This window comes from Pseudarthrobacter sp. L1SW (assembly GCF_020809045.1).
Classification (GTDB): domain Bacteria; phylum Actinomycetota; class Actinomycetes; order Actinomycetales; family Micrococcaceae; genus Arthrobacter.
Genome location: NZ_CP078079.1, coordinates 2,548,831 through 2,564,012, shown reverse-complemented (window position 1 = coordinate 2,564,012; position 15,182 = coordinate 2,548,831). Strand labels below are relative to the sequence as shown.

13 protein-coding genes and 1 tRNA gene are annotated in these 15,182 nt (G+C 66.5%); 6 read left to right on the top strand and 8 right to left on the bottom strand.

Annotated elements, in window-relative coordinates; all coding sequences use genetic code 11:
• The first annotated feature begins 22 nt into the window (after positions 1 to 22).
• The 3 genes from KTR40_RS11825 to KTR40_RS11815 are packed head-to-tail and all read left to right on the top strand — an operon-like array spanning position 23 to position 2,519.
• On the top strand, positions 23 to 919 hold the full coding sequence (locus KTR40_RS11825; protein WP_228403865.1) for a sulfurtransferase: 897 nt from the start codon (positions 23 to 25) through the stop codon (positions 917 to 919).
• Positions 916 to 2,097 carry an NAD(P)-dependent alcohol dehydrogenase gene (locus KTR40_RS11820; RefSeq protein WP_228403864.1) on the top strand — a complete coding sequence of 394 codons (1,182 nt, stop codon included), beginning with the start codon at positions 916 to 918 and terminating at the stop codon, positions 2,095 to 2,097. The genes KTR40_RS11825 and KTR40_RS11820 overlap by 4 nt, the downstream gene beginning before the upstream one ends.
• Entirely contained in the window at positions 2,094 to 2,519 is a 426-nt protein-coding gene (locus tag KTR40_RS11815; protein ID WP_139029649.1) for an HIT family protein, read from the top strand. Before KTR40_RS11820 ends, KTR40_RS11815 begins: the two co-directional genes overlap by 4 nt.
• Before the next feature lie 41 nt (positions 2,520 to 2,560).
• On the opposite strand, the gene hrpA is transcribed toward KTR40_RS11815, so the two are convergent.
• Together hrpA and KTR40_RS11805 are read right to left on the bottom strand one after the other, a co-directional pair.
• Positions 2,561 to 6,547, bottom strand: a complete 3,987-nt coding sequence (gene hrpA, locus KTR40_RS11810) for an ATP-dependent RNA helicase HrpA (protein WP_228403863.1) — start codon at positions 6,545 to 6,547, stop codon at positions 2,561 to 2,563.
• Between the two features lie 80 nt (positions 6,548 to 6,627).
• Positions 6,628 to 6,795, bottom strand: a complete 168-nt coding sequence (locus KTR40_RS11805; protein WP_171059018.1) for a hypothetical protein — start codon at positions 6,793 to 6,795, stop codon at positions 6,628 to 6,630.
• A gap of 81 nt (positions 6,796 to 6,876) precedes the next feature.
• Between KTR40_RS11805 and KTR40_RS11800 the strand changes: the two genes are divergently transcribed.
• Positions 6,877 to 7,845, top strand: a complete 969-nt coding sequence (locus KTR40_RS11800) for a GlxA family transcriptional regulator (protein WP_139029647.1) — start codon at positions 6,877 to 6,879, stop codon at positions 7,843 to 7,845.
• A gap of 11 nt (positions 7,846 to 7,856) precedes the next feature.
• On the opposite strand, the gene KTR40_RS11795 is transcribed toward KTR40_RS11800, so the two are convergent.
• Both KTR40_RS11795 and KTR40_RS11790 read right to left on the bottom strand, forming a co-directional pair.
• A complete protein-coding gene (locus KTR40_RS11795; protein ID WP_139029646.1) occupies positions 7,857 to 8,189 on the bottom strand; it encodes a protealysin inhibitor emfourin in 333 nt (110 codons plus the stop codon).
• A gap of 65 nt (positions 8,190 to 8,254) precedes the next feature.
• Entirely contained in the window at positions 8,255 to 9,307 is a 1,053-nt protein-coding gene (locus KTR40_RS11790) for a M4 family metallopeptidase (RefSeq protein WP_139029645.1), read from the bottom strand.
• A gap of 172 nt (positions 9,308 to 9,479) precedes the next feature.
• On the opposite strand from KTR40_RS11790, the gene KTR40_RS11785 reads away from it, so the two are divergent.
• Positions 9,480 to 10,160, top strand: coding sequence for a VOC family protein (locus KTR40_RS11785; RefSeq protein WP_228403862.1), 681 nt, complete (start codon positions 9,480 to 9,482; stop codon positions 10,158 to 10,160).
• A gap of 75 nt (positions 10,161 to 10,235) precedes the next feature.
• Here KTR40_RS11785 and KTR40_RS11780 read toward each other — a convergent pair.
• From KTR40_RS11780 to KTR40_RS11765, 4 genes are all read right to left on the bottom strand, one after another.
• Positions 10,236 to 10,311: transfer RNA gene (locus KTR40_RS11780), tRNA-Arg, on the bottom strand.
• A 114-nt stretch (positions 10,312 to 10,425) separates the two neighbouring features.
• Positions 10,426 to 11,967 carry a ferredoxin--NADP reductase gene (locus KTR40_RS11775; protein WP_228403861.1) on the bottom strand — a complete coding sequence of 514 codons (1,542 nt, stop codon included), beginning with the start codon at positions 11,965 to 11,967 and terminating at the stop codon, positions 10,426 to 10,428.
• Positions 11,964 to 12,836, bottom strand: coding sequence for an FAD:protein FMN transferase (locus KTR40_RS11770; protein WP_228403860.1), 873 nt, complete (start codon positions 12,834 to 12,836; stop codon positions 11,964 to 11,966). Before KTR40_RS11770 ends, KTR40_RS11775 begins: the two co-directional genes overlap by 4 nt.
• 3 nt (positions 12,837 to 12,839) lie before the next feature.
• Positions 12,840 to 13,325, bottom strand: a complete 486-nt coding sequence (locus KTR40_RS11765; protein ID WP_228403859.1) for a hypothetical protein — start codon at positions 13,323 to 13,325, stop codon at positions 12,840 to 12,842.
• A gap of 189 nt (positions 13,326 to 13,514) precedes the next feature.
• Here KTR40_RS11765 and argS point away from each other — a divergent pair, with 189 nt between their 5' ends.
• On the top strand, positions 13,515 to 15,179 hold the full coding sequence (gene argS, locus KTR40_RS11760) for an arginine--tRNA ligase (RefSeq protein ID WP_139029641.1): 1,665 nt from the start codon (positions 13,515 to 13,517) through the stop codon (positions 15,177 to 15,179).
• Positions 15,180 to 15,182: the final 3 nt, after the last annotated feature.

Genomic DNA, 15,182 nt, shown 5'->3' with positions numbered 1-15,182 from the left:
CATCCGCTGCCAGGGAAGTGTCATGAACCCGCTGATCGACGTGGCCGGGCTGCAGGCCCGCCTTGCGGAGCGCCGGCCCACGGTGCTCCTTGATGTCCGCTGGGCCCTGGGCGATCCTCATGGCCACCGCAACTACCTGCAGGAGCACCTGCCGGGCGCCGTGTTCGTGGACCTCGCCACTGAGCTTGCCGCCCCGGCAGTTCCGGAGCGCGGGAGGCACCCGCTGCCGCCTGTCCAAGACTTCCAGGAAAGCGCCAGGCGCTGGGGCATCAACGACGGCGATCTTGTGGTTGCCTACGATGACAGCGGCAACATGGCCGCGGCGCGCGCGTGGTGGATGCTTCGGAATGCCGGCTTCGCGGACGCCTGCCTGCTCGACGGCGGACTGGCCGCCTGGCGTGCCGCAGGCCTTCCCCTGGAAGCGGGCCAGGTTTTCCCGGAAGCCGGAGGCGTGTCGCTTGCGGACGGGAACATGCCGGTGGTCGACGCCGCTGCTGCCGCCCACTGGCCGCATGCCGGCGTCCTGCTGGACGCCCGCGCCGGGGAGCGGTACCGCGGCGAGTTCGAGCCTGTGGACCCCCGGGCCGGGCACATCCCGGGCGCGGTCAGCGCGCCCACGTCCGAAAACGTGGACAGCAGCGGCCGGTTCCTGCCGCCCGCTGCCCTCCGCCGCCGCTTCGAGTCGCTGGGCGTACGGGACGGAGTCCAGGTTGCGGTGTACTGCGGGTCCGGGGTCACCGCTGCCCATGAGGTGGCAGCCCTGGAACTCGCCGGTTTTCGGGCTGCGCTGTATCCGGGATCGTTCTCGGAATGGTCCAACCACCCGGACCTGCCGGTGGCAACCGGCGCAGAGCCCGGCCGCGCCGGCGGACTGCCGAGTGGAAACACGGCTGCGGGCAAGGGTAGCGTCGCACTATGACTCCAGGACGCCCCGTACCGCCGCCCCTTGCCAAGCCAGTAGCCCCGGAACCTGCCACTCCCGGGACCATCGCCACTCCGGAAGCCGCTGCTTCCGGCGGCCGACGCCTGGCTGCGGCCTACGGTGCGACGTCGCCCGAAAGCGGGCTGGTGCCGCTGACCCTCGCCCGGCGCTCTCCCGGGGCGGACGACGTCGAAATCGCCATCGAGTTCTGCGGGCTGTGCCACTCGGATGTGCACGCCACCCGGGGCGAGTGGGGCGGCAAGGTATGGCCGCTGGTCCCGGGGCACGAGATTGTGGGCACCGTCAGCCGGGTGGGCTCGGCCGTTACGGATTTTGCCGCGGGCGACCGCGTGGGCGTGGGCTGCATGGTGGATTCCTGCCGCGAATGCGAAAGCTGCCTGGACGGCCTGGAACAGTACTGCGAAAAGGGCATGACCGGCACGTACGGGGCCGAGGACCGGCGGAACGGCGGCGCCGTGACGCAGGGCGGCTACTCCTCCTCGGTGGTGGTGGACCGACGCTACGTCCTGCGGGTGCCGGCAGCCCTCGACCCTGCCGCCGCTGCCCCTTTGTTGTGTGCCGGCGTCACCACGTTCTCGCCGCTGCGGCACTTCGACGTCGAAGAAGGCGACGTTGTGGGCGTGGTGGGGCTGGGCGGACTCGGCCATATGGCCGTCAAGCTCGCCAAGGCAATGGGAGCGAAAGTGGTGGTGTTCACCACGTCGGAGGCAAAAGTCGCGGCGGCCCTCGAGCTGGGAGCCGATGAGGTGGTCCTGTCCCGCGACGAAGCGGCGATGGCGGCGGCCAACCGCAGCATCGATCTCATCATCGACACCGTGGCGGCCCCGCACGACCTGAACCCCTACTTCCGGACCCTCCGGGTTGACGGTGTGCTCTTCCAGCTCGGCCTGCCGTCCGAGGCGATGCCGCCCGTGAACCCCGGCGCGCTGATCCGGCGCCGGATCGCCTACGCCGGTTCGCTGATTGGAGGCATCGCCGAGACCCAGGAGATGCTGGATTTTTGCGCCGCGCACGGCGTTGTTGCAGACATCGAGGTGGTACGGGCAGACCAGCTGAATGATGCCTACGACCGGATGGTGGCAGGCGACGTGAAGTACCGATTCGTGCTGGATACCAGCACCTTGCAGGCACCCGCCAAGGAGGCAGACGCATGAGCACGCTCTTCACCAGGATCCTGAACGGCGAAATCCCGGGCCGCTTCGTGTGGCGCGAGCCGGATGTTTCCGCGTTCCTCACCACCGGTCCGCTGGCTGACGGCCACACCCTGGTGGTACCCACGGAGGAAGTGGACCGGTGGACGGACGCCTCGCCGGAAACGCTGGCGAAGGTCATGGAAGTTGCCCGGCGGATCGGTGCTGTGCAGGTGGAGACCTTCAACGCGGCGCGGGCCGGGCTGATCGTGGCGGGTTATGAGATCAACCACCTCCACGTGCACGTCTGGCCCTCGAGGAGCATGGCGGAGTTCAACTTCGCCACCGCGGACCAGGACCCGGATCCGGACGTCCTCGACGCCAACGCCGAGAAGCTCCGCCAGGGCCTGCGGGCTGCCGGGTACGGCGAGTTCGTCCCGTCCTAGGCCGTCCAGCCGCGGCAGCCCGTCCCCGGCCCAGGTTCCGCCTAGGCCGGGGCGAGCGCCTTGTTGAGCACGGCGCGGATCCGCTTCTCGGACACCGAATACGCGGTTCCGAGTTCGACGGCGAAAAGGCTCACCCGGAGCTCCTCCAGCATCCAGCGCACCTGGGTTAACTCAGGACCGGCCTTGCGTCCGGGAAGCAGGGCAGACACGGCGTCGTCGTAGTCGTCCTCGAGCCGCTGCACCACCGCCATGTTCAGGGCGTCGCGCTGGACGTTGCCGGGAAGCCGTTCCAGCCGCTTCTCGATGGCCGAAAGGTACCGGGGGAGCTGGCTGAGCTGGGCGTAGCCAGTCCGTGCCACAAAACCGGGATACACCAGCTGTTCCAGCTGGCTCTTGATGTCGTTGAGGGCACTGATGAGCGCCAGGCTGGTTGTCCCCTTCAGCTGCTTTTCGATCCGCCGGGTGCTGGCCAGGATACGTTCCACAACAGCGGTCACGCTGAACACCGTGTCGATCAGCTCGGCCCGGACCACCTCATACAGCCGGTCAAAGGATTCCCGGTCCCAAGGCAGCTCAGCCGGCGTGAGCTTGTCGATGGCGGCCAGGGCGCAGTCCGCGATCAGGCTTGAGACGGAGCCGTGCGGGTTCTGGCTGAATGTGAGTTTTTCCGTATTGCTCAGGTGCTCCAGCACATAGCGGTCAGGAGCCGGAACGCGCAGGGCCAGCAGCCTGACCACCCCGCCGCGCATGGCCTCGGCCTGCTCGGCCGGTGTCTGGAACACCCGGAGCGAGACCGACTTTCCCTGGTCCACGAGGGCTGGGTACCCGGTGACGGTATGGCCCTTGACCATGTTGCTGACCTGCCGCTGCAAGGAACCGAAGGTCCACTCCGTCAGGCCGTCCTGCTCCCTGAAGCCCGTGGAAGCGGTGCCTCCCTGCGCCCCTGCCTGCTGCCGCACGCCGTCAGGTCCGCCGTCGTACGCCTTTGTTGCCTGCCGCGCTGCCTTCTTGCCATTGCCGGCACCGGGCGCGGTGGATGCGGGCGTGGCCCCCAGCGACTCGGCAATGGCCCGCCGGGTTGCCGGAGCAAGCTCCTCCTGCAGGGCTGCAAGGTCTTTGCCCTCGCCCAGGACAGTGCCCTTGCTGTCCACCACCTTGAAGCTCACCCGGAGGTGTGCCGGCACAGCGTCCCAGTTCCAGGAGCCGGGCGGGATGACATGCCCGCGGATGCGTCGCAGGGCAAGCTCGAGGGACGGCTCCAGCTCGTCGGAAGCGGGATCAAAGTCGGCTTCCAGGACTGCCACCGCCTGCCGGGCCACATCCGGGGCAGGGACGAAGTTCTTCCGGATCTGCTTCGGCAGCGACTTGATCAGGGCCGTCACCAGCTCCACGCGCTGGCCGGGGATGAGCCAACGGAACGCCTTGTCATCGAGCTGGTTCAAGAACAGCACCGGGACCTCGGCCGTGACGCCGTCGGACGGATCCGGCGGCGAGCCTGGCGCCACGGGGTGGAACTCGTAGCTCAACGGCAGCTCGAAGCCCTTGTGCAGCCAGGTCTTGGGGTAGGCGGCTTCGTCGAGGCCGTCCGCGTCGTCGCTGAGGAGCAGGGATTTGTCGTAATCCAGGAGGTCCGGATTCTTCTGCCGCGCTTCTTTCCACCACTTGTCGAAATGCCGCTCGGACACAACGTCCGGTCCAATCCGGGCATCGTAGAACTCAAACAGCGTCTCGTCGTCCACCAGGAGGTCCCGGCGGCGCATCCTTGCCTCGAGTTCCTCCACCTCATTCAGGAGTGCGCGGTTGCGGTGGAAGAACTTATGGTGGGTTTTCCAGTCACCCTCCACCAGGGCATGCCTGATGAAAAGTTCCCTGGCGACGACGGGATCCACCCTGCCGTAGTTGATCCGGCGCTGGGCGATGATCGGCACACCGTAGAGGGTGACCTTCTCGTAAGCCATCACGGAGCCCTGCCGGGTGGACCAGTGCGGTTCGCTGTAACTCCGCTTCACGAGGTCCGGGGCCACCTGCTCCGCCCAGACGGGGTCGAACTTGGCGGCAACCCTGGCCCAGAGCCGGCTGGTCTCCACAAGCTCAGCGGCCATGACGAACGTGGGCGACTTCTTGAAGAGTGCCGAGCCGGGGAAGATGGCAAAGCGGCTGCCACGGGCTCCTGCATACTCGCGCTTGCGCTCGTCCAGGATGCCGATGTGGCTCAGGAGGCCGGACAGCAGGCTGATGTGGATGCCGTCGTGGTTGCCCACGGGATCCGCAAGCCGCTTGTTGTCGAGGGTGATGCCCAGGGGCCGGGCCAACTGGCGCAGCTGGGCAAAGAGATCCTGCCACTCGCGCACCCGCAGGTAGTTGATGAACTCCGCCCGGCACATCCGGCGGAAGGCCGACGACGACAGTTCCTGCTGCTTTTCCTGCAGGTAGTTCCACAGGTTGAGGAAGCCGGTGAAATCCGAATTCTCGTCCTTGAACCGGTTGTGCTTTTCCGCCGCGAGCTGCTGCTTGTCTGTCGGGCGCTCGCGTGGGTCCTGGATGGTCAGGGCGGCAGCGAGGATCATCACCTCGCGGACGCAGCCGCGTTTGCCCGCCTCCACGATCATCCGGCCCAGGCGGGGATCCACCGGCAGCTGGGCGAGTTTCTGCCCGACGGCGGTGAGCCCACCTCCGCTTTTCGCTCCGTCCGTGCCGTTCTGCGGCCGGGCCGCAGCCAAGGCGCCCAGTTCACGGAGCAGCGTGACGCCGTCGTTGATTGCCCGCGTTTCAGGCGGCTCCACAAAGGGAAAGTTTTCGACATCCTTGGGACCACGCGCCACGCCCATGGCGGTCATCTGCAGGATGACGGCGGCCAGGTTGGTGCGCAGGATTTCGGGGTCGGTGTAAAGGGGCCGGGACTCGAAGTCTTCCTCCGAGTACAGGCGGATGGCGATGCCGTCGGACACGCGTCCGCAGCGGCCTGACCGCTGGTTGGCCGAAGCCTGGGAGACCCGCTCGATGGGCAGGCGCTGGACCTTGGTGCGGTGCGAGTACCGCGAGATGCGCGCCGTGCCGGTGTCGATGACGTACTTGATGCCGGGAACCGTGAGCGAGGTCTCGGCAACGTTGGTGGCCAAGACGATCCGGCGCTTGCTGCCGGGATGGAAGACCTTGTGCTGTTCCTGCAGGCTCAGCCGTGCGAAGAGCGGAAGCACTTCGGTTCCGGCCAGCCGGCGGTTGGTCTGGATGCGGGCCTGGAGGGCATCCGCCGCATCCCGGATCTCGCGCTCGCCGGAGAAGAACACCAGGATGTCGCCCGGTGCTTCCGCGGCGAGTTCGTCCACCGCGTCACAGACGGCGTCGAGGGGGTCGCGGTCTTCCTCGAGTTCGTCGTCGGAAGCATTCTCTTCGTCGTCAGGGCCGGGTCCGCCCGGCGGCTGGGACAGCGGGCGGTAGCGGATCTCCACGGGGTAGGTCCGCCCGGAAACCTCCACGATGGGAGCGGGCTTTTCCGGCGTACCGAAGTGGTCGGCAAACCGCTGGGGGTCGATGGTGGCGGAGGTGATGATCACCTTGAGGTCCGGGCGCTGCGGCAGGATCCGTTTGAGGTAGCCAAGGATGAAGTCGATGTTGAGGCTTCGCTCGTGGGCCTCGTCGATGATGATCGCGTTGTACTTGCGCAGCAGTTTGTCGCGCTGGATTTCCGCCAGCAGGATGCCGTCGGTCATCAGCTTGACCTTGGTGGACCGGCTGACCTCGCCGGTGAAGCGGACCTGGAAGCCCACCTCCTGGCCGATGTCCACGCCCAGTTCCTCGGCGATGCGCTCGGCCACCGTGCGTGCCGCCAACCTGCGTGGCTGGGTGTGGCCGATCAGCCCGTTGTCGCCCAGGCCAAGTTCGAGGCACATCTTGGGGATCTGGGTGGTCTTACCGGAACCGGTCTCGCCGGCGATGATGGTGACCTGGTTCGCCGCGATGGCTGCCATCAGGTCTTCGCGCCGTTCGGAGACCGGCAGCTCGGCGGGATAGGTGATGTGAAGTGTCATGTCTGCTGACAGTCTACTGCGGGAGCCCGGGCTTCCCGTTTGTAGTGCCGGCAGTTGTCCGGTGGCTTTGCTTCGGCTTGCTAGAAGACGCGGAGCGTGTAGTTGATGCTGGGGAGGTCCAGGGCAGACCAGGCTTCGTGGGATTCAACAGGAGGCGTATGCCCCCGGCCATCACGCAGGAGCGCTGACACCGTGGCGGCGATCACGAGGAGGAACAGGATGACGAGGAGGGTTATGAGGATTTCCATGCCTCCATGTTTCTCCTTGCCCGGAGCAAGAAGAAGTGGCAGAAATGCCCAAAAAGCTCTAATTTCTGCCACAATGGAAGCATGCTCAAATCAGTGGCTGTGATCGTGGTTCCCAACTTCTCGATGTTCGAGTTCGGCACTGCCTGCGAGGTCTTCGGCATCGACAGATCCGGCCGGGGAAGCGGCGTCCCGGCCTTCGACTTCCGCGTCTGCACGCCGCAGCCGGGCAATGTCCGGCTGAAGTCCGGCCTGTCCCTGAACGTCGGCCTCGGACTGGAGGCCACCGAGGATGCGGACCTGGTCATCATGGCCCCCTATGGCAGGGACGACGAGTTGCCCGAATCCGTCCTTGAGGCGCTGCGGGCCGCTGATGCAAGGGGAGCCTGGGTGATGTCCATCTGCTCCGGCGCCTTTGCCCTGGCCCGCGCCGGCTTGCTGGATGGGCGCCGCTGCACCACCCACTGGCACTACTCAGGCCAACTGGCTGCCGAGTATCCCCGCGTCCAGGTGGACGAAAACGTCCTCTACGTACAGGACGGCAACATCATCACGTCCGCAGGGACGGCCGCCGGGATCGATGCGTGCCTCCACCTGGTGCGCGTAGAACTCGGGGCGCATGTGGCTGCGGCGATCGCCAGGGACATGGTGGTTCCTCCGCACCGCGACGGCGGCCAGGCGCAGTTCATCGACCGGCCGATGCCAACCTGCGGTTCAGCTCCCATGGAGCAACTGCTGCGCTGGATGGTGGAGAACCTGGACCGCGAGCACACCGTGAACGAGCTGGCGGCGCGCGTGCACATGTCCGCCAGGACATTTGCCAGGCGCTTCCGGTCCGAGACCGGAGCGACGCCTGCCGCCTGGCTCAATTCACAGCGGGTGCTCCGGGCCCAGGAACTCCTTGAATCCACGGACCTGAACATCGAAGAAATCGCCAGGGAGTCCGGCTTCGGGCACCCCGTCCTGCTGCGGCACCACTTCGCCAAGGTCCTGGACACCAGTCCGCAGTCATACCGCCGTGCCTTCCGCGGCCAACTGGCCGTGGCGGGATAGCGCCCTGCAGGTTAGCTGCGCGCCGGTCCATCGCCGCGCTGTTGGGCACGCAGTTCCTCGGCCGCTTCCCGGGTGCTGTCCACAAGAATCCGCCAAGGTCCGGTGACGGCCTGCTCAGGAAGTGCTGCCCGGCGTTGCCCGGCCCTGATCGAATAGATGAACCGGTCCGGTTGGGTTTCCGCAAACTGCTCGGCGGCTGCCCTGGGCGTCCTGGGTACTGAATCCCAGGGGCATGCTTCCACGATTGGCTGCCACTGGCTGATGGCGCTCTTGGATTGGGCTTCCACAGTCCACACCCTTGGTATCGCGGCGGTTCCTCCGGTGCGCTCAACACTGATCTTCATGGCCTGGTCCTTGGGCTTGCCCTACAGCCTGGCTGCCGCCCCGAAGTACGGCAGCCAGGCGTCCGTTAAAGCTTGACCTTCACAGTTTCCCATGCCTTCTGGACGGCGTCATGCTCGGTTGATCCGGAACCGTAGAGTTCCACGGCGGACGCAACCGTGGCGCGCGCAAAGACCCTGAAGGTCGCCGTGGGAGGCAGCGTTCCGCCGGTGAGTGTCTCGTACCAGATGCGCCCGGGGGAGTCCCAGGCGTTTCCCCCGAGCGTCTCGGCCACGAGGTAGAAGGCGCGGTTGGGGATCCCGGAGTTGATGTGGACCCCGCCGTTGTCGGCGCTTGTCCTGACGTACGTGTCCATGGAGTCCGGTTGCGGGTCCTTACCCAGCACATCGTCGTCGTACGCTGTGCCGGGATCCTTCATGGAACGCAAGGCACTGCCTTGCACCTCAGCCGTGAAGAGGCCCTCACCGATCAGCCAGCTGGCCTCGGCCGTGGACTGGTTCCTGACATACTGCTCCACCAGGGCACCGAAGACGTCCGACATTGATTCGTTCAGGGCGCCCGCCTGGTTCCGGTAGGCAAGCGCGGCTGAATACTGGGTAACGCCGTGGGCCAGCTCGTGGCCGATGACGCTCAGGGACTTGGTGAACCGTTCGAAGACCTCACCGTCGCCGTCGCCGAAAACCATCTGCTTGCCGTCCCAAAAGGCGTTGTCGTAGAGCTTGCCGAAGTGGACCGTTGCGTCCAGCGGCAGGCCCCGTCCGTCAATGGAGTTGCGTCCGAACACGTCCGCGTACAGGCGGTGCGTGTGGCCGAGCCCGTCATAGGCCTCATCGGCAGCGGGGTCCTCCGTGGCGGCCTCACCCTCCTTGCGGACCAGCCGGCCGGGGAGGACCTCCGAGCCGGCGGCGTCGAAGATGCTCCGGTTTGGCGGCCCCGGCTTCGCCTGGCGGATCCCTGCCGGAACGTCCGGCACTGGCCGGGACCGCGCTGAGTGGAACGACTCCACGTGGCCCAGGGCTTCCTTGGCGGCCCTGGCCGCGGACGAAAACTCCGGCGCATCCTGTTTGGCCAGCCGCCTCAGCAGGTATGGCGGAACAATGGAACAGAACGGAACGTGCATGGCGTACCCCCTCGACTTGGTGCTTTCAGACTACGAGGAGGCACCGACAATGCTGCGGAGGCTCACGTGCGGTAGCAGTAGCCTGAACGCTACAACCGCCGGCATATTGACGGACGTAGTCGCCGCGTTTTTCGCTGACTCGCTGTTGCGGGGCCGGGTTTATAGTCGTCCTGTGAACGCGCGCATAGATCACCTGGTCATCGCGGCAGATTCGCTGGAGCAGGGCACGGCCTGGTGCGAGGCTCTGTTCGGCGTCCAGCCCTCCGGGGGTGGCAAACACGCCTTGATGGGCACACATAATCACGTGATGGACATCAGCACAGAACGTTTCCCCCAGTGCTATCTCGAGATCATCGCCGTCGATCCCGGAGCGCCGGAACCCGGCAGGCCCCGCTGGTTCGGGTTGGACCAGCCAGCGTTGCGTGAGGCCGTGCGCGAACGGCCCCGGCTGGTGCATGCAGTTGCGCGGACAGCCGCATTGGAAACGCTGCGGCAAGGCCTGGCCACCTGCGGCCTGGATCCCGGCGTGCCAGTGGCGGTGCAGCGCGATTCGCCGTATGGCACGCTGAAGTGGCTCATCACGGTACGGGAGGATGGCCGCACAGAATGCGGGGGCGCGTTGCCGACGTTGATCGAATGGACCGGACCGCATCCATGTGACCATCTCCCGCAAACGGCCTTGGCGCTCCAAGAGCTGGTATTGCGCGGGGTGCCTGAGGAAGCGCTCGCCGTCTTGAAGATGCCAGGAGTGAAGGCGGGCACAGCAAAAGCGGCCAGTTCCACGCCACTCAGCGCCACCCTGGACTCGCCGCGCGGCACCGTGGTTATCGATTCCTGGCGCGCCGGGAAATGAACCCTACATGGGGAGTGGGCGGAGTCCAGGGGGAGCAGAAAACCCCGCCACTTCATTGAAGTAACGGGGTTCTTCTGGTGCCCTCGATAGGATTCGAACCTACGACCTTCTGCTCCGGAGGCAGACGCTCTATCCCCTGAGCTACGAGGGCAATCCGGGGTTTCCTGCCGTTGCTGGCGGGACGTCCTAGAGCTTAGCAGGAAGGTGGCCCGCAAGGGAAAATCGCGGCCGCCCCGTCACCCCGGGCATGCCAGTGAGCGGGAAATCAGTAGCCCGAGAACGAGTCCACGTGGATCCGGCGCGCCCCTGCCTGCCTGGCCGCACGTCGCAGTGCCGCCACGCTGGCCGGTGATCCCGAGACGTAGACGTCCCGGTCCGCGATGTCCGGTACCAGTGCACGGAGGGCTTCGCCGTCCAGCCGCGTGCCGTCCCAGGCGGCGGTGGCCAGGTCCGGCGGCGGCGCCGAACCATCCGCAGTGCGAACCAGGACCCGGATACCCGCCGCCCGCAGTTCCTCCGCATAGGCAACCTCGTCCGCGCTCCGTGCAAGGAGGAGGAGCACGGCGTCCCGTTCCCGCAATCCTCCGGACGACAGGTGTGAAAGGTAGGGCGTGATGCCTATTCCGGCGGCAATCAGCAGTACCGGTTTCCGTGGGTTCCGGGGGAGGACAAAGTCTCCACCCACCGAGGTGGCGGTCACTTTGTCCCCGGGCTTCAGTGAAAGGAGGACGCGCTTCGCCGGGGATACCGGCTCGGCAGTCCGCACGCCGAACTTCACCAGGCGTTCGTCCGGTGAACCCGTCAGGCTGAATACCCGGCGCCGGCCCTTCCTGTCCGACTTCACCTGCGGCAGGTCAAGCTCCATGTACTGCCCCGGCACGAAGCGGACCGGCCGCGACGGTTCGAAGGAGAACTCCGTGGTGCTGGGTGTCAGCGCCCTGGTTCCGGCAAGGCGGAGGGTCACGCTCCCGCGCTGGCCCGCCAGGAAAGCCAGCAGGTTGCCCAGCAGCAGCGCCGCCTCCGGAGAATTGGCCAGGAACCCGACGTTGTAGGGGACCGCGAAGACAACGCCCACCACTGCGGCCAACGCGAGTTGCTGCCAGCGCCGCGGCGGCAGCGTCAGCGGCTCGGTAAGCATGAAGCCAACAAAGAACAGCAGCGGCCGCTGGGCAAAGGACTGCCACAGGGCCATGCCCGCTGACAGCCCGGCCTGGAGCAGTTCGGCGGTGATGATCGCGGCGGCAACAACGGTGAACACCGTGGCCATCAGGAACTTCCGGGTGCGGTACAGGACCAGCAGGACTCCCGGAAGCAGCAGCAACAGCATGGCCGGCGTGGCAGCCCACCAGGTGGCGATGTTAAGGCCGGTGAGGCCCGTGACGAACGCACCCGCGGCGGCAGGGTTGAACACGTGCCTTCCGCGCCAGGCGAGGGCGTATTTCGACGCCGATGCCAGCACGCATGCCAAAGCCACCCCCGCCACGTCCATTGGGGCGAAAGAGGGCCAGAACAGGAAATAGAGCAGCAGCCCGGTGATCAGCGAGGACTCGGAGTGCGGCCGTACCCGGAACAGTGCCGCCAGCGCCCTGTTGGATGCGTAGGTCAGCCCCAGGCACAGGACCAGGTGCCCCAGCATCTCCGGAACGCCGAACGTCAGCCAGCCCAAGGCGTCGAGCACAAGGCTGTATCCGGCCAAGGTTGCCAGGACCAGGAGGATCAGCCGGTACATGGTGTACCGGCCCAGCACGGTATCCAGCCGGCCGATGGACAGGTCCGGCCCGGTTCTGGGGGTTTCGACGGGGCTCATGAAAACAGTGTCCCTTCAAATCCTTGGGAATGGGCTGCGCTTCCGTCCGAGAAGACCGTCAACCAGGAAAAATCAAAAGACCGCTGCAATTCGTCGCCGGGGAGGAAAAAGAGCGCCGTTGCCAGTGCATCGGCCAGCATTGTGGTTTCCGCCAGCGCCCAGGTGGCCACAGCGGTCCTTACCGGCCGGCCGGTCCTGCCGTCCAGGACGTGGTGCAGGCCGTCGCCCCAGGCGCGCCGGTTTGCCGCAGAGGCACACAGTGCCCGGCCGGACAGCTGCACCACGCCGATGGCCTGGGCTGCGTTGTAGGGGTGTTCCAATGCCACCGGAACGGGATCCGGCCCACGCACCAACAGGTCTCCGCTGGCATCGATAATGAACGCCGTCACGCCGCCCGCCTCAAGTTCCGCCGCCAACAGGTCCACCAGCAGGCCCTTGCCGGCGGCCCCGATGTCCAGGACGGCCGGAGCTTTCGTGGTGAGGGTGGTGCCCGCCCAATCCAGCACCTCGTCCCAAACGGGTGCCGGCAGCGGGGAGCCGGAAGGCTGAAGTGAGTAGCCGGCGTCGTACCCCAAACGCTCCAGGCTGGTGCCGATAAGCGGCGTCATTGCGCCGCCGGTGAGCTGGTAGAGGGTCCGGTACACCAGCCCGAGCGGACCGGCCTCGGCAGGGAACTCGTACCGGCCGGGTTCCCTGGCCATGGCGGTAACGCGGGAATCCTCCCGGAACCGGGACCAGTCGGCATCGAACCGTTCCACTACGGCGAGGAGCCGGGCCAGCAGGACCGGATCGAGCAGCCGGGGCGTTGAGACCTGCCAGCGCGTGCCGATCCCCTCAAACGCGAAGTCCTCCCGGTCCCGGTCCGGCACGGCCTACTGTGCCTCCGACTTGATCTGCTCCAGGGCCTTGTTGAAACCGCCGCTGGTGAGCGAGGAGCCCGCGACTTTGGACACATTGAGCTCGTCGATGTTCTTGCCAACCACCTGGGCCGCGATGCCGCCGGCAAACTCGCCCTGGAACTTGCGGGTGTTCGGGTTGGACGGGTGCTGCGTGATCTGGACGTCCGTGACGGTCCCCGCGGCCAGGGTAAGCTGCACGCCCACGGTCTCGGTACCGTTGGGCGACACATAGGTGCCGTCGGCGCTGTAGGTGCCGTCCTTGTACTCTGTCCCGCTGGCCGCCAGTGTTGACGCTCCCGCGGCGGCGGGGCTCGTTGCCGCAGCGCTGCCGCCGGCGGGCGGCGTCGATCCACCGGCAGCGGGGGTGCTTCCGGCCGAGGGTGCGCAACCTGCCACCGTTCCCGCCAGGGACAGGCCGGCGATTCCGGCGTAAACACTTTTACGGACTGAGGGTCTCATCAACATTCTCGTTTCGTCAGGGATTCGGGGGACTCGGGAAGGGAACTGCTCAGTGCCTACGCCCTTGTCAACGCAAGAGCCAGCGTATTGGTTCAACCTGTGTGCGGATTCCTGTTTCCCTGTGGAACGCCAAGGCGCACAAAGCCCCCGAATTCCCTTGCTGTCACCGGCCCCCGGTAGTCTAGAGGGGTGACTCCCGAAGAACTCTCCCTCGCCATATCCGCCTGCCTGAAGGACGCCGTCGCTGCCGGTGACATCGCCCTTTCAGCATCAGCTGTCCCTGATGAGGTGCGCGTGGAGCGACCCAAGAACCGGGACCACGGCGACTGGGCCACCAACATTGCCCTCCAGCTCGCCAAGCAGGCGGGCACCAACCCGCGTGAATTCGCCACGATCCTCAGCACCCGCCTGAAGTCCATCGACGGCGTTGCTGCCGTGGACATCGCCGGGCCGGGGTTCCTGAACATCACCGTGGATGCGGCTGCCGCCGGCGCCCTGGCCAAGGTGATTGTCGAGGCCGGCGCGCAGTACGGCACCAACTCCGCGCTCGCCGGCCACACGGTGAACATGGAGTTTGTTTCCGCCAATCCCACCGGGCCCCTGCATATCGGCCACACCCGCTGGGCAGCGCTGGGGGATTCGATCGCCCGCGTACTCCGTGCCTCCGGCGCGGAGGTCACCGCCGAGTACTACATCAATGACGCCGGCACGCAGATGAACGTCTTCGCGCATTCCGTCTACAACCGGTTGCACGGACTTCCGGTGCCCGACGGCGGCTACCCCGGACAGTACATCGCGGACCTTGGGCACGAGGTACTGACAGAGCACCCTGACATCCGTGAACTGACTGAGGTTGCCGCCCTTCCGGTGATCCGCGCCGCCGCCTACGAGGCCCAGATGAAGGACATCAAGGCCACCCTTGCGGACTTCGGCGTGGAGTTCGACGTGTTCTTCTCCGAGCAGGAACTGCACGACGCCGGTGCGATCGAAAGTGCCGTGGCGCGCCTGCGCGAGCAGGGCCACGTGTTCGACGACGGCGGTGCGGTGTGGCTGCGCACCACGGACTTCGGCGACGACAAGGACCGCGTGATGATCCGCGCCAACGGCGAGCCGACGTACTTCGCCGCCGACGCCGCGTACTACCTGTCCAAGAAGGACCGGGGCTTCACCGAGAAGATCTACCTCCTGGGTGCCGACCACCACGGCTACATCAACCGGCTCAAGGCGATTGCCGCGTGCGCCGGTGACGACCCCGAGGTCCACATCGAGGTGCTGATCGGGCAGCTGGTGTCCGTCAACGGCGCCAAGCTGTCCAAGCGTGCCGGAAACATCATTGAGCTCAAGGACCTGATCGACTGGCTCGGGAAGGATGCCGTCCGCTACTCGTTGGCCCGTTTCCCCGCGGATTCGCCGCTGACCCTTGACCCGGAGCTGCTGAAGAAGCACAGCAATGAAAACCCGGTGTTCTACGTGCAGTACGCCCATGCACGCTCCCGCGGCGCTGCCCGGAACGCCGTGGCCGCGGGCGTCGAGCGCCAGGTGGACGGCGTGGACAGCTTTGACGCCTCGCTGCTTGACCACCCCACTGAAAACGAGCTGCTCTCCTACCTGGGCAGCTACCCTTCGATCGTGGCCAAGGCCGCCGAGCTCCGCGAACCGCACCGGGTGGCCCGCCACCTGGAGGTCATTGCCGGCGCCTATCACCGCTGGTATGACGCCTGCCGGATTGCGCCCATGGGCGACGAAGCGGTGACCGACGTCAACCGCACCCGGCTGTGGCTCAACGACGCCACGAGCCAGGTGCTGGCCAACGGCCTTGACCTGCTTGGCGTTTCCGCGCCGGAACGGATGTGATTT

Coding starts and splice junctions, on each gene's coding strand:
- KTR40_RS11775 (WP_228403861.1), bottom strand. CDS start 11,967: ATGAGCCCCGTCGAAACCCCCAGAACCGGGCCGGACCTGTCCATCGGC.
- KTR40_RS11765 (WP_228403859.1), bottom strand. CDS start 13,325: ATGAGACCCTCAGTCCGTAAAAGTGTTTACGCCGGAATCGCCGGCCTG.
- KTR40_RS11795 (WP_139029646.1), bottom strand. CDS start 8,189: ATGAAGATCAGTGTTGAGCGCACCGGAGGAACCGCCGCGATACCAAGG.
- hrpA (WP_228403863.1), bottom strand. CDS start 6,547: ATGACACTTCACATCACCTATCCCGCCGAGCTGCCGGTCTCCGAACGG.
- KTR40_RS11790 (WP_139029645.1), bottom strand. CDS start 9,307: ATGCACGTTCCGTTCTGTTCCATTGTTCCGCCATACCTGCTGAGGCGG.
- KTR40_RS11815 (WP_139029649.1), top strand. CDS start 2,094: ATGAGCACGCTCTTCACCAGGATCCTGAACGGCGAAATCCCGGGCCGC.
- KTR40_RS11800 (WP_139029647.1), top strand. CDS start 6,877: ATGCTCAAATCAGTGGCTGTGATCGTGGTTCCCAACTTCTCGATGTTC.
- KTR40_RS11805 (WP_171059018.1), bottom strand. CDS start 6,795: ATGGAAATCCTCATAACCCTCCTCGTCATCCTGTTCCTCCTCGTGATC.
- KTR40_RS11820 (WP_228403864.1), top strand. CDS start 916: ATGACTCCAGGACGCCCCGTACCGCCGCCCCTTGCCAAGCCAGTAGCC.
- KTR40_RS11825 (WP_228403865.1), top strand. CDS start 23: ATGAACCCGCTGATCGACGTGGCCGGGCTGCAGGCCCGCCTTGCGGAG.